The organism is Nonomuraea sp. NPDC003201 (assembly GCF_053590415.1).
In genome coordinates, this window is record NZ_JBSFTC010000080.1 from 1 (window position 1) to 15,048 (window position 15,048).

Consider the following 15,048-nt stretch of genomic DNA (forward strand, 5'->3'; position numbering starts at 1 on the left):
GCCGCGCGTCGGGCGGTCGCTGGCCGCGCTGCGGCTCTTCGGCCGGTCGCGGGCAGCGCCGCCCACGCGCTCATAAGCCCTCTCCATCTTCTCCTGGGAGTCGGTTATTCAGGGGCCCCTGCCGTGACGATCGCCGACTTCGGCTTATACCGTACGGGGCTGGGGCGATCGGCTGCCGCGGCCCTCCTTCGTCAGGCCTTGCCACCGAATGACGTGGTGCGGGCCTCAGCGAGTGCGGGCCAAGTAACGCCGTGGGATGTACTGCACGAGTACCCTTCTGGCGTACCTCCATACGGAGTCTTGCAGCGATCTCTTGGAGTCGGCGATGTCGGAACCCATGGCCTCGTTTGAGGTCGACGGACAGTTTCGCTTGAGTGGATAGTTGGTCGTCAGCACGAGGCCGACGCTGGCCCTATGGATTCGGAACAGCTACGAGACGCGCATATGAGCATGCAACCTGATGGAGAAGTGGTGTTTGAGCGGGGACAGCGGGTCCGGGTTCAGAAGGACGGGGTGCCCGAGTTCGCAACGATCCGGTTCGCGCTCGCGGGGGACAAGCCTGGGTCATGGGACCTGATTCTGGTTGATGACGAGGATCGCCGACACGAGGTGAATCTCGCGGCTGGTGACATAGTCACGGTCCGACCGCTAGTTAGCGACGGACGGGCCGATTCCGCCAGGGTGCTGGCCGCGATGTGGACCCGGTGGATGGACGCGGCGGCCACCAACGCCGAGTCCAGCGCGATGGCGTCGACGCCGTTGAAGCCGTACGCGCACCAGACGACTGCCGTCTACGGTGCGATGCTGCCGCAGCCGCTACTGCGGTTCCTCCTGGCTGATGAGCCAGGCACCGGAAAGACAATCATGGCGGGCCTTTACATCCGGGAGATGCAGCGTCTGGGGCTGGTCAAGCGCGCAATCGTCGTGTGTCCCGCGAACCTCGCCACAAAGTGGGTGGATGACTTCCAGCGTCTCCTGGGCGGCGGGCTACGCCAGCTCACCTCGGCCACCGTGCGTGAGGACGCGTTGAACTCCAACGACCTGTGGGTGGTGTCGCTGGAACTGGCGGCGGTCAACCCAGCGGTCCAAGACGCCATCCGCCCGGACAAGGCTGGATGGGATCTGGTGGTGTTTGACGAAGCGCACCGGCTGACGCCGACTGCGGCCGGATTTCACCAGGTCGGGCGGCTGCTGGCCAAGAACACCCCTCGCGCGGTTCTGATGACTGCGACCCCGCATCGGGGTAAGGAATGGCTCTTTCGGCATCTACTTCACCTTGTCGACCCCGCGATCTACCCGGATCCGGGCAGCGATCCCAATGTCGAGCTCAGCGCCCTGCGGCCCGGCCCGATCCACTTCCTCCGCCGAATGAAGGAGGATCTGGTCGACTACGACGGTAAGACGAGGTTGTTCAAGGGCCGCATGGCCCAGAACCACAATGTCCCGCTGTCGCAGATCGAGTACAGCTACTACCAGGCTGCTCTGCAGATGGTCGACCAGTTCTTTCCGCCGACCGCGCAGCGGCTCGCCCGCATGGTTTACGGCAAGCGCGCGGCCTCCAGCTTGTACGCCCTCGCCGAGACCCTACGGAGGCGCTATGACCACATGGGGACGATGAGTGAAGCTGAGGCCGCGCTGATCGCCGAAAGTGCGGACCCCGGCGACGAAGCCGAGGCGGATGAGGCAAGGATCGTCAACGCCAGTTCTACCTCCTCCAGGGCCGAACGGACCGCGATCAAGAGCCTGGCGGATCAGATCGACGCCACGATCAGGGATCCTCGATGGCGGCCCTCGAAATGGAGCCGACTCAACGACGACTGTCTGGCCAAGCACGGGATTCACCCTGGGAACGGCGAGCAGGCCGTCATCTTCACCGAATACGCGGACTCCGCTGGGTGGATCGTCGAACGGCTCGGCGCCCAGGGCTACAGCGCCCGGCTGTATTCGGGTCGGCAGAGCAAACCGGAACGCGACGAGGTCCGCAAGGCGTTCATGCGCGGTGAGTTCCAGGTCATCGTCACCACCGACGCCGGGAACGAGGGCATCGACCTACAGGCAGCGCACGTCCTGGTCAACTACGACATCCCGTGGTCTCTGGTTCGCCTCGAACAGCGGATGGGCCGGATCCACCGTGTCGGTCAGCAACGCGACGTCTTCCTTTACAACTTGGTCGCCACCGACACCCGTGAGGGTGAGACCCTCCTGCGGCTGCTGGATAACTTCGTCACCGCGGCGAACGAGCTGCGCGGCCAGATGTTCGACAGCCTGTCTGCGGTCGCCGAGCTCACGGGTGTCGACTACGACAAATGGCTCTCCGACTTGTACGGCGACGATGAGCTCAAGAAGCAGCAGGCGATCGACGCCGGCCGCGCCGTACAAGCTCAGGAGCTCGCCCGGGTGGCCCGGCAGGTCCGAGACAACGAGCGACGCCTGGCCAGCCAGGTCGATGCGGTAGCCGCGCTGACGCTGCTTCAGCGCGACCTGTTCGCGCGGATCAACCCGGCCATCGTCGAGGCGTATCTCGACCGTCTCATGGCCGCCGGAGTCCTACGATCGGCCCCGACCGCTGCGGGAGTCGGGTTCCGGCGGCTGTCCCTTACCGGCGGTTCCACGTTTCCTCCCAGCCTGGGTGGTGCCAGCGAGGTCCACATCGCCACTAGCGGGGACGCGGTGCGTGAGGCCGAGGGAAGCATCGAGATCGGTGACACCATCACGCTCGGACCCGGAGAGCCCGGGTTTCCGGACTTGATCGACCTGGCCTCAGCGCGTCTGGCCGAAGACCTCTATCAGTCCGGCGCCACAGCCGACCCCACCAGCCTCACCCCCTACGACCTCTATGCGTACGAGGCGACACTGACGGAGAACGACGGCAAGCGGGCCAGTGTGTGGGCGACCCTGATCAAGGTCGACGACAGCGGCAACGCCCGGCCTGTTCGATGGGAAGCCCTGGCCAACCTCGTGGCCACCAACCAGCACGGCACCGCACCACATCCAGCGCGTGAGAACAGCGCGGACGCGGCGGCCAACATCGTGGCGGCGCAGACCATCGCCGAACACCGGAAGGTCCGCTCCGACTGGTTCGCCCAGGCGCGCAGGGATCTGACGAACCTGCCGTTGAGCCTGACCGAGACGATCAACGATCGTGACACCCGGCTGGAACTGCGGCGGCAACTCCAGGCCCAGACCGCACAGCGACTCGCAGAACTTGAACGTCTCGCGGACGTACACCTCACCGAGCCGAAGCTTGTCGGGCGGATGCGTGTCCTGGCGGCAGCGGATATCAGCGTCAAGGCTGAGATCGACGCTGAACTGGTCTCCATGCGGCACGTCCAGCAGTTGCTCGTCAACGACGGTTGGGTGGTCGAGGACGTCCACACCGAAAGCCGTGGGTACGACCTGGAGGCTCGCCGTAACAGCCAGATCCGTCACATCGAAGTCAAGGGCGTACTGGGCAGCGCAGCCAGCGAGGGCATCCGGATGACCGGTAACGAAGTGCTCATCGCGACCCAGCACCGCAAGGAGTACTGGCTCTACGTAGTCGACCAGTGCGACGATGGGAAGGGTCGCTTCTTCGGCGCCTATCAAGACCCTGCCACACTCTTTGCCGACGACATGGTTGGGAGCGCGATCTTCCGCGTCCCCGGCAGCAGCCTCAAGAACGCACCTGGGAGCAATGTATGACCCGCATGATCGAACGATGGTTCCCTTGTGCAGAGGTCAGCGCCAACAGTCGATCGGGATGGGGTAGCGGTAACGCCGAAGTCGGTGTGATGACCTGGTTCGCCAAGCGTCCCTCCGCCCAAGCCAAGGCAGCGACCATTTGCTCTCTCCTGCCCTGGCCCGACGACCCTGCTGAGCAGCAACGACTCCAGGAATTGGTCCGCGAGGCGATGACGGGCCGATACGCGAAGGCTGAGGAGATCCGGCGCGAGGTCGTCCACAGTGAGGGTGATAGCGCCAGCTCCCTCGACCCCTTCAGCGGACGAGGAATGATTCCGCTGGAAGCAGCACGGCTTGGCATCAGCGCTCACGCACTGGACTACAGCCCGGTTGCTGTACTGGCCTCTCGGCTGCTCACGGACTATCCCTGCCGGACCTGGGATGACGAATCGGCGATTCCCTACCTGCAGGAGGGCACAACCCTCATAGAGACCCGTCCACGGCTCGTGCAAGATGTTGAAGCGGTGCTCAGCGAGATCGACACACGCCACCGTGACGCGCTGAAGCAGTACTACCCGCAGGTCGCGGGTCGTGACCCCTGGGGGTACCTCTGGGCGATCACCATTCCCTGCCAGGAGTGCTCGCGGTACTTCCCCCTCATCGGCCAACTCGATTTGCGCAAGGCGAGCAAGCGCAAGAGCCGCACCACGAAGGAAACCTTCCACGACCCCGGACAGTCGTACTACATCGACGCAGACACCGAAAGCGGCACCTGGTCCGTTGTAGTTCACGAAGGCTCCCCGCGACGGGCGCCCACACGGCAGGTTCCACCCGGTAAGAGCAAGTACGACAGCAACGGCCGCCTGGCCGTGTGCCCCTTCTGTACACACGCGCACGACCGTCAGGTGCAGATGCGCATCTTCGAGAAGGATCTGGGGCGAGACGCGCCACTACTCGCCGCTGACATCGACCCAGACCTCGGCAAGTCCTACCGCCCGCTGGAGCGGGAGGAACTCGACGCCATCGAAGCCGCCACGACCGCTCTGGGCGAAGAGCCCCGCTTTGGGCCGTTCCTCGCCGCCGCACCCGACGAGCGGATTCCCACTGGAAATACCTGGACCGTTCAGGCGACCGTCTACGGTGCCCGTACCTACGGCGACATGATGAACGCCCGCCAGACGCTGTCGTTCATCACGTTGGCCAAGTGCATCCGCGACATGGGCAGGGAACTGGCCAAGAACGGCAACAGCGACGACTACATTCGGGCCCTTACTGGCTACGCTGCCGCAGTTCTGGCCAGGAAGATCCGACGCGCTACCCGTGGCTGCACCCTCGATCCCAAACTCAACAAGGTCAACGATCTCTTCGCCACCGAGTCGAGCCTCAACTTCTCGTTTGACTACTTTGAGGTCGGCCTGGCCGACGGGCCGGGAAGCTGGGCATCTGTGGCCGACGGCACTCTCAAGGCACTTGAGACGACCATGCCGCTTCACAATGCCGTCCCCTGCGAGGTAACGCGCGGCTCAGCGATCAGTCTTCCATTCCGGGACCGCAGCATCACCGCTGTCGTCACCGACCCCCCTTACGACGCGATGATCGACTACAGCGATGCAAGCGACTTGTTCTATGTCTGGATCAAACGCGCCCTCGTCGACTCCTGGCCGGAATTGGGCATGACCGCACATGAATTCGGTGTGCAGGAGAAACAAGAAGAGATCATCGTCAAGAAGGGTGGGACGAGCAACAGCGACCACCGCGACCGCCAGCACTATGACTCCCTGATTACCAAAGCATTTGGGGAGGCGCAGCGCGTCGTCGCACACGACGGCGTTGTCACCATTGTGTTCGGCCACGGTGAACCAGAGGTCTGGCAACGGCTGCTCACCGCAATCCACGACGCTGGGCTCGTCCTCACGGGCGCGTGGCCGGCCAAGACTGAAGCGGGCGGCAAGGTTGGCTTCACCAATATCGTCACGACCCTGACAATGGCGTGCCGCCCCGCCCCTTCTGGGCGCCCCGTGGGCAGGAAGGGTGTCGTCGAAGCCGAGATCAAGTCGGAGATTAAGAAGCGCTACCTCGACTGGGAGCGGTGGGGCCTCGCGCCTGCGGACATGTTGATGGCAGCGGCGGGGCCCGCAATGGAAGCGGTCGGCCGCTACAGCGAGGTCCTCGACGCCAAGGGTGAGCCCGTCGACATCTACACGTTCCTGCCACTGGCGCGTGCAGCAGTCCAGGAGGCCATGGCGGTCGAGATCAACCACGAGCCTTTGGATGCCTTCGACGCCCGAACCCGATTCGCGCTGTGGTGGGTCAGACTGTACGGCCGTCAAGCCCAAGCAAAGTCCGAGCTGCGGTGGCAGGCCCTCGCCTCCTCCCTCGATCTAACAGCGGTCCGTGATCTGGTGGCCGATGCCGGCAAAGGCGTCTGTTTCGTCACGTCTCGCGATCATGTCAGTAAGATCAGTGGCGACTCGGCCGTCATCGACGTAGCCTTGGCGCTCGCCGCCGCATCGGAGGAAGGGCTACAGGCTATGGGTCAGGTACTGATCGCCTCTGGGCGCACAGGGGACGACACCCATCTGTGGTCGGCCATCCAGTTCCTTGCCGATCGACTTCCCGCCAATGACCCGGACTCCGTCTCGCTTACCCGCGTACTGCGAACCAAGACAGGGATCAGCAGCGCGGCCGAGTCAGTCGCGGCGAGCAACCGCGAGGATATCCTCCGCCAAGAGGTTGATGACGCTCAGCTGAGGTTGATTTGACGGCGATGAGCGGCCACCACGTATACGTGCACAAACTAGGAGAATTACCGTGACGGCGAATGTAACGCCTTGGTGGAAGGCCCTCAAGCTTCGCCAGGAGATTCTCAGCGCGTCCGGCCAGATCGACGACGTTCAGATGTCGCTGTTCGGAGCCGTGCACAGCAAAGGGACGGATCGACCGCCGTACGCCGATGCAGGGTACTACGGGGAGATCACCCACCCCACCGGACGACTCATCGACCTGCTCACCGAGATCGCCGTCCGCGTCGGTGGCGGCGCCGACTATCTCAAGGCACGGGCGGTCACCCGGCTCGATCAGGGCATGGGCGGCGGCAAGTCGCACGCCTGCATCGGTGCCTACCACTTGGCCGCCAACCCTGAGATCCTGCTGAGTACTGAGCTCGGTCAGCGGGTCGCTGAACGCGCGCATGCCAAGCTGGGGCGGGAGTTGCCCAATGATCTTGGGCGCCCGCACGTCGTTGTGCTGCCCTGCGACCATATGACCCCGGGTGCGGGGAAGCAGGAGATCGACGGCCCAGCTTCCAGCCTCTACGAGCGTTTCCTGTGGCGGCTGTTTGCCAAGGACTATTCGCTCTACGAGCGCTACCTGCCGTTCTGGAGCGACAAACACAAGATCTCCGAGGCCATCCGGGCCGTGAATCGGCCAGTACTGATCATTGTCGATGAGGTGCTTGACTACGTCGGCAACGGCCTTGACGGCGTCAACAAGCCCGAGCTGGCTGCCCAGGACATGGCCTTTCTGCGGGCGCTGCTCGACGTCGTCAACGACGTGCCGCACGTCGCGATGCTCGTCGTGATGATCGCCTCCGATGCCGACAAGACCGCACTGTCCAAGGCTGGCAGAGACCGCCGCGACGATCTCAACACGCTGCTCGAACGCAATGGGCTTCCTGCCACCGTCACCGAAGTGGGCGACTTCGCCGACATCCTGCGGCGAAGGCTCTTCGACGCTGAGCCCGCCGACGAGGTGGTCGCGGCCACGGCTGCGCTTTTCACGCCCGTGCACGGAGAGAAGGCGTGGGCCAAGAATGTTTGGGACGCTATCGGAGCAGACTGGCGGCAGAACTGGAGGGTCGAGGTCACCGCCAGTTATCCGTTCCACCCCATGCTGATCAACCTTGCCAAGGAGGAATGGAGCAAGGTCACCGGGTTCCAGCGAGTCCGCTCAACGATCCGGATCTTCGCCGCCACGGTGTACGCGCTGCAACAGCGCGGCAAGTCGGGTGGCTGGGTGCCTGTGCTCATCGGCCCTGGCGACCTGCCGTTGTCGGACAGCACGGTCCGAGAAGCGCTGCTCGGCAGCGGTCTGGTCGAGGATGACCGAACGATCGCGAACTACCGGAGTCTGGCCGAGATCGAGGTCGTCAACCACGACGGCACGGATGGTACTGCCCGGAAGCAGGACCTCGGGCGCGACCCGTTCCAGTGGAACGACACCAACCCGAGCGCGGCCGAGCGTGCGGCCACGTTCGTTTTCCTGGCCAGCATCGTCGGCACCCTGCGGCCCGGCCGCGGGCGCGGCGCCAGCGCACCCGAGGTCAAGGCGGCCACCGCCGTCCCGGACGTGCGCTTCACTGTTACCGACGCCGACATCGTGGTCGATAACCTGGTCCATCCCGACCGGGGAATGAGCGCGCTCGACGTCGTGCCCGGCCAAGGCAACAACAAGCCAGCCCGGTATTTCCTGTCCACCCGTCTGACCCATCGAATGCTGGTCAGTAACATCCGGCGCACCATCACCTCTGCCGAGCGGGACGCAGTCGTCGCCGAATTCGCCAAGAAGATCGCCAACAGCGGTCCGTTTCGCGACCATAAGTTCATCCCCGCTGATCTCACACGCCCTGCTGCCGACGTCCTGGTCACGGGCGGCCTGGATACCGCCTACACCACGCGGCTATTTGTGCTCGACCCCTCGCAGTTCAGCCTGCGTAACGGCATGGAGGAGGTGACTATCGAGGCGCTGACCATCGCGATGGGGATCGGGCAGGGCGCTCAGCAGCTCCCTGTGCAGTGGGCCAGCAGCGCTGTATTCGCGGTGGTGAACACCCAGCGGCGCGGCCTGGCTCGCGGAATGGCGGTGGAGTACCTGGCTCGGCAACGGGCCCTAGCCGCGCCCGAAATCCAGAACGACCACGAGCTCAAGGCCACCGGCACCAAAGAACTCAGCGACGCCAAGCAGCAGTTGGAGAAGTCCATCAAGCGGGCCTACCAGCACGTCGTCTTCCTCGCACAGCCGGACCCGAATGGGGACCGGTATCTGGACCAGTTGACATTCGACGAGGAGAACCTCACCGCGCTCGACGGCACCAGCGTCTGGAAGGGGCTCGCGGATCGGGACAAGGTCTTCGACGCAGGAGAGTTCGGCGCCAGGGCCTTGGTGCACAACCTGCGCGAGCAGGACTATGGCAAGACCCTCTCCGACATTCGGGCCGCCTTCTACAGCGCCCCTCGGCTGCCACTGCTGTACAGCGGCGACCGGGACCTTCAGCAGGCGATCTACGATGCCGTCAGCGGCGAGCTGGTGAGTATCGTCGACGGGGCTGGCGTCGAGGTGGCGGTGACCGCTCCCGCCCAGGTCAACCTATCAAGCACGGGCCTGAGATTGGCCAAGCCGCAGCCGAAGGTGTGCGCAGAGTGCGGCCAACCGGCCCATGAAGGCATGTGCGCGACCGAGGGTGATCCCGGAGACGATGAAACCTCTGGGTCGAGTTCCCCGGGTGGACCTGGAGAAACCGGGACCACCGGTTCCTTCGAGCCCGGCGGAGGCGGCGACGACCCCGAGCCGGCTGCCAAGGATCAGCAGGTCGCCTTCTCCTTCACCAGCAATCTGCTCGCCAGCGGTGATGCCACCGATAAGTTCGCCGCACTATTCCGGGCCTTCTACATGTCGCTGGACGAACGACAGATTAGCTATCTGCAGGGCACAATCCAGATGGTGCTGCAGGCCGAGGCAGCCGGACAGCTCCGCCAGCGGCTGGAGGAATTGGGGATCACCGCGACCTTCAAGGACATCTGAGGACCCCGTCCAGTGCGCGGAGGAAGAGTCTGCCTTAGGCACGAGAAGCGTGATCCCGCGGATTTTCGGAGGTCATCTCCACTTGACGGCCGGTGAGCGGGTAAACCGCTGGAGTAGTCGCTCATGTTGAGACCGCTCTTCCTCCCGAAGGACCCCGCAGGGCACATCCAGGGCACCTGACCGTAAGAAACCCCGGAACCCAGCGGGAGATGTCGAGAGGTGAACACGCGCCCTGACCAGGGATGCCGTACGGAGGTTCTGGTCAGGGCGTTCGCGCTACATCAACTACTGAGATGGTCCCCAAGATGGTGGTGGGCGGACCGCGAGCGCCCATCTGCACGCAGGGACTTCAATAGGAACTCATGTCAACGGCAGGACATTGCACGGGATGATCTTGCGGAGGGCGCATGCCCCACGGGGCGTTCGCGCAGCTCACGCCGTGCGAGCCAGCCATACGGCCGCCGCTCTCCTACAGCCGGTCCGCCGGCTCCCACACCTCAACCGTCACGTTCTAACCGGCAACGGCGTGCGCATCGCCGTCTTTGCACACCAAGATCACGACCGGTTGCTCGTCCTGCTCTCCGCGGTCGACCGACTCCAAGCGCCACCCGAAACCCGAGCAGCGCTCAAGACCATCACCGCTGCGCATCGACGCTTCACCGCCCAGGTTCGACCTCCCGGGCATCGTGGGACTTGACATCATGAACCTGAGGCTATTCCACTACTTCGAGTCGATGTCTCCCGTGGGCAGCTCTGTCAGCAGCGGACGAAAAGCGGATCCCTTGGCGGCTCGAACGGTGACCCTCTCGATGATCCGGTCGATGACTCGTCCTGTGTCCTTCCACTTCATGGCTAGACGGTCATGATCCATCTGGTGTTCGGCGATTATGTCTCGGAGCTGCTCGAGGTCGAGTCTGGTGAGTTCATCACGCAAACCCTGCTCTCCTGAGTCGGCGTAGATAGCGAACGGATCCAGAACGCCTGGCGTTCTGCGATGTGGCCGCCGGACACGACTCGCCGCACCTGGCTGCTCTTGACCAGCGCCTAGATCCATTGCAGACCTAAGCGCCTTCGAGATGCGGGCCGAACGCCCAGCCTCGGCCGCTATTACTGTTACCAGCCGCGCGAGTTGGCCAGCGAGCTTGGGATCACGTTCTGCTAGCTCCGATAGAGCGTGAGCCGCAGCCAACGATTCCTCTGTGATTCCGGCGCCGCGGTTCTGGGCTGCGTCCTCGCCACTCACGCGGCCTCCTCGTCGACCTGCTGGATGAACTCACGGGCAAGACCCCTGAAGACGTCGAACTGCCCTCCGTAACCATACTTCTGACGCAGAGTACTGGTCTCAGCGTGCTCAGCCGACGCTGCGATGGAGTTCGCCTCGGGAACCACGGTGTCGAACACGGGCGGGAGGCTGTCATCTCCTCGGAGACGGCGGATCGTATTGTTGTGCAAGGTGGACTGGCTCCGATACTTCGTTACCACGATGCCTAGCTCAGTGATCGGCTCTTGCAGATCGTCGGCGAAGGCGCGGACTCGGCCTTGGATCTGCGGAATACCGTATGTTGACAGCACGTCGGGGATCGTAGGGATGATGTAACCGTCCGCGATCCGAAGTCCATTGAGAGTCACGATGCCCAGATTCGGCGGGCAATCCACGAGGACATAGTCGTAGTCATCAAGGGTGCGCTTGACTGCACGCCATAGCAGGTCGGTTGGGTTGTTGGAGTAGAACCTCCCTGAGCTCATAGAGGCGAGACGGTCCTGAACGTCGATCAAGTCAAGAGACGAGGGCAGCAGATCGACAGACCGCACTTCCCGAACCGGTGACACTCCGCGCTGCAGAGTCTTATCGAGGTCAAACCGGGCCAGCTCACCCTCGGCACGGAGGGCATCGAGGAACAAGGTGTGCAGGGTGTAGCCGGCATTGTTGAGCTTCTCCCAGCGCTCCTCCCCGATGAGGACCGTGGTTAGGTTGGTCTGTGGGTCAAGGTCGATGACTAGGACCTTCTTACCGAACTCCGATGACAAGAACTCCGCGAGAGCGACCGTAGTCGTGGTCTTGCCCACGCCGCCCTTGAGGTTGATCGTCGCGATCACGTGCGCCATGTGTGTCTTCCTCCGCTTGAGGTAACGGCGAATCTGGGTCCTTCGGAACACCGGGCCGCTGCGTAGATCCGCGATCGGTTGGGGGAACCGTGGGTCGCGTGCGCGCCAATTGGCGACGACGGTACGGCTGACACGCGCCATCTCGGCGACCTCGTACAGCCCCACCAGCTCGTCGGACGATTGATCCATCTCGATCGACCCTTCGTGAACGAAGACAACATGATGAAGTGTGGACAGCGTTCACACCGGCAAGTGTGGACGGCGTTCACACCTCTCGTCAAGGGTTTCATGGAGACTGGATGACTCAGACGCTCGAGTGGATCAATGGACGGTCGATCGCTGCCGGTAGTAGTGCACACAGGTGCGTTGCGCTGCTCGATGGAGGCTCCGGTATGTCCCGAAAACCGCCTGGAGCTCTCCAGCGGCCATCTCGAAGGTGTGGGACAGTACGGGATGATCATACAAACGGAAAGGGTCGCGCATTGCATCCTTGCAGGTCATGCGTAGCGAGCAAGCAATATCGCCCGTACTCTCCTGCAGAGATGCTTCCAAAGGTCACGTCGACTACGGCGTTGTCGGGCTGCCTTGCTGCCTCTTTCGACATCTGGGATCGGTGGGGCACTCTCCCCTTCCCCAGCGGGGGAGAGTTGGCCAGACGCGGTGTGCGGTTTGCCAGATACAGCTTGCCCTCATCGGTGTCGATCGCGATCACATCGCCGCACCACAGCACGTCCGGCGCGACCGCGGCGAACCACTGCCGGACCAGATCCGGGGCGGCCGGCCGCTTGCCCTGCCGGGTGAGCAGCTGCGGCTTGCGTCGTCTCCATACGATGAGGCCGAGCTCGGCCATGCGTGCCGCGACATTGTGCAGCGTGTACGGGTTGATCCCCAGATCCCGTGCCACCTGGGCCACGGGCCTTGCCGATCTCCTTGACGATACGCAGCGCCCCAGCCCGAAACTCCGGATCAAAGCGCCGCCGCTCGACTGCTGCCACGACCAAACCTGTCCCGGATCGATCTCCACGCTACTGGGGGGATACACATCCCCTCGAGGCCGACCTGTCAATCATGTCTGCTGCTGAGGCAGCCCACCTTCGCGCCCCCTTTCCCGCTCCGACACCGACTAACAGACAAAACCATGCTTCGACCTGCGGGATCCCGCCCCTCTCGTCGCCGGTGAGACGTTGGGCTGGCAATGGGCAACGATCAAGCACGAGAACTGCTGCAAGAACTCGGAACGGGCCTCAGAAGCTCTAGAATGATCGCATGGCCCTGCTGCGTATGGCGGTCGAGAACTATCGCTGCTTCAAAGAGCGGCAGGAGATCGAACTCCGCCCCATCACCGTCATCCTCGGCAAGAACAACTCCGGCAAAAGCGCCCTCACCCGGCTACCACTCCTGCTGTCGACAGGCCTCCACACTGACTCCGAACTCCCTCTAGATCTAGACCAGCTCGGCGACGATCCGCCAGAGTTCCTGGACCTCGTTCATGAGCGATCAGTTCATCGTCCACTACGGCTTGAATTCACTGCCGCGCTGGGGAGCCGACAGACCCATCTCAGCGCAACGATTCAGAACATCGCCGAGCAGCATATTCAACTGGTCAGCGAATTCGAGATCTTCGATGAAGAAGGCCACTTGCGATTGGAGTGGATCCCAGAAGCCACCGAACGCACCTATTCAGTAACCCGAGACAACGAGGAGCCAATATCAGAGCAAATACATTTTTCCGGCATTATCCCACGAATGCGTCGGAACGAATCAGATCGAGGGTTGGGGCCTGGCTACGGAATAACCCGTGCATTCAGGCCACCGATCTACCTTGGCCCATATCGTCAGCGCCCCACTAGGCTCAACAGGCTTCCCTCCCGGATGGCCACCGAGGTGGGCACCTCAGGGGAGAACGCCATAGGAATGCTGGTCAACGACCATGTTCGGGGTGGCGGACTTCTCATCAACCGCGTCAACGAACTCTTGGGTGACGGGCTGGACGGCTGGCATCTAGAAGTGGAACAGAATGGGCCTCTATATGCAATCAATCTTCGCTCGGAAGCCAGCCCAAGCCTCACAGTGAACCTAGTGGACTCTGGCACTGGCGTCGCACATGCCCTTCCCCTTCTAGTTCAATGCGCGCAACCCAATTCTGCCCCTATCTACCGACGCCAAGATTTGTTTATTATTGAAGAGCCTGAGCTGCACCTACATCCTGCTGCTCACGCATTTATCGCCGATATATTTATCGCTAGCGTCAAGACGGATCGTCGCACCCGTTATCTTGTTGAATCACACAGCGAGACAATGCTGCTGCGACTGCGGCGCCGGATCGCGGAAGGCGCCATCTCGGCAGAGGCTGTGGCCGTCTACTTTGTGGAGAACGATGGCGCGGCCGCGCAGGTACGGCCGATCGAGATCGACGAGTCCGGGAACCTTGATTATTGGCCCGATGGCGTCTTCTCCGAAGATTTCGAAGAAACCAAGAAGCTGATGAAAGCACAGTTCTCGCGGGAGCATGATGCGAGTTGATCTGCGCCGGGACGCCTTCACAGTCGATGACTTCGAGCTGATCATCATGCTGATGCGGCTGTTCGTCGAGGACCGGCACCAATGGCTTGTTAACCTGGACGATATCGACGAGGTTGCAGCGTACTTCACGGAGCATGCGCCTACCAAAGCCATGGTCTACCATGACCTCGCTCGAAAAAGCCTAGTGGAGCAGAGCCGCCCAGCTCCAGTGTCTGGCGTGCCCCTCAAGGTGACATCGGAGAGCCTGGGCGACCACGTCGCCGACTTAAGCAGGCCTGCCAAGCTAGTTGTGGAGAACCAGACCGCAGATGGTGCCTTCATAATCGCCGTAGCTCATGTTTTCGCAGCAGCCGACGTTGTGCGCGCATGCGCGGAAGGCTGGTTAGAGTTCGTTCAGGGCGGCGGCAGCGGCGAGGTTCACAAAGTGGTGCTCGCCGAGCATCGAGCCTTTCGCAGGGTCGCACGGGTAATTTTTCTACTCGACAGTGACCGAGGAACATCCGATCATGTGTCGAAGTACGAAAGAGTTCAGTCAGGCCTTCTGGAGCTGGGCATTAGGGGGCATGTGTTAAAATACCGTGAGATAGAGAATTACATCCCTAATCGCGTCCTTGCCGCAGTTCCATGGCCAATGCGCAAGCAGTCTGCGCTCTCAGCAAAGATTAATTGCTTGAGAGAACTCGCCCCCAAGCAACGCGCGTACATCGATATCAAGCATGGATTTTCTAAAGAAAAGCCTGATCTTTGGTCACCGCAAGTACGGGTAGCGCGCGAGGAGATGTACTCCGCGGAAGTCCGACGCCAGCTTTCCGCCGGATTCGGCGCCGATCTCACTGAGCTGCTTATGCGTGAGGCGGTGGCGGGCAACCTCACAGAAGAAGATTTCGACTCGCTAGGGCCAGGCACGTGCGATGAGTTGCAAGCACTGCTTAGACTCATTCGAGATATCATTTAGGAAGA

Annotated in this window: 8 protein-coding genes; 5 read left to right on the top strand and 3 right to left on the bottom strand. The window is 62.6% G+C overall.

The window, feature by feature from the left end; all coding sequences use genetic code 11:
* Positions 1–414: 414 nt before the first annotated feature.
* Genes ACWDX9_RS26280 through ACWDX9_RS26290 form a run of 3 tightly spaced genes read left to right on the top strand, consistent with a single transcriptional unit; the run spans position 415 to position 9,459 of the window.
* Positions 415–3,681: a helicase-related protein gene (locus ACWDX9_RS26280; protein WP_449958266.1), complete on the top strand. Its 3,267-nt coding sequence runs from the start codon at positions 415–417 to the stop codon at positions 3,679–3,681.
* On the top strand, positions 3,678–6,422 hold the full coding sequence (locus ACWDX9_RS26285; RefSeq protein WP_449958268.1) for a hypothetical protein: 2,745 nt from the start codon (positions 3,678–3,680) through the stop codon (positions 6,420–6,422). The genes ACWDX9_RS26280 and ACWDX9_RS26285 overlap by 4 nt, the downstream gene beginning before the upstream one ends.
* 49 nt (positions 6,423–6,471) lie before the next feature.
* Positions 6,472–9,459 (top strand): DUF499 domain-containing protein, encoded by a 2,988-nt coding sequence (locus tag ACWDX9_RS26290; protein WP_449958271.1) that lies wholly within the window; start codon positions 6,472–6,474, stop codon positions 9,457–9,459.
* Positions 9,460–10,180: 721 nt separating this feature from the next.
* On the opposite strand, the gene ACWDX9_RS26295 is transcribed toward ACWDX9_RS26290, so the two are convergent.
* From ACWDX9_RS26295 to ACWDX9_RS26305, 3 genes are all read right to left on the bottom strand, one after another.
* Entirely contained in the window at positions 10,181–10,702 is a 522-nt protein-coding gene (locus ACWDX9_RS26295; protein ID WP_449958274.1) for a hypothetical protein, read from the bottom strand.
* Entirely contained in the window at positions 10,699–11,565 is an 867-nt protein-coding gene (locus ACWDX9_RS26300) for a ParA family protein (protein ID WP_449958276.1), read from the bottom strand. The genes ACWDX9_RS26295 and ACWDX9_RS26300 overlap by 4 nt, the downstream gene beginning before the upstream one ends.
* A gap of 457 nt (positions 11,566–12,022) precedes the next feature.
* Entirely contained in the window at positions 12,023–12,589 is a 567-nt protein-coding gene (locus tag ACWDX9_RS26305; RefSeq protein WP_449958278.1) for a hypothetical protein, read from the bottom strand.
* A 242-nt stretch (positions 12,590–12,831) separates the two neighbouring features.
* Between ACWDX9_RS26305 and ACWDX9_RS26310 the strand changes: the two genes are divergently transcribed.
* Both ACWDX9_RS26310 and ACWDX9_RS26315 read left to right on the top strand, forming a co-directional pair.
* Complete coding sequence (locus ACWDX9_RS26310) at positions 12,832–14,088, top strand: DUF3696 domain-containing protein (RefSeq protein ID WP_449958281.1); 1,257 nt, start codon at positions 12,832–12,834, stop codon at positions 14,086–14,088.
* Complete coding sequence (locus ACWDX9_RS26315; RefSeq protein ID WP_449958284.1) at positions 14,075–15,043, top strand: hypothetical protein; 969 nt, start codon at positions 14,075–14,077, stop codon at positions 15,041–15,043. Before ACWDX9_RS26310 ends, ACWDX9_RS26315 begins: the two co-directional genes overlap by 14 nt.
* Positions 15,044–15,048: the final 5 nt, after the last annotated feature.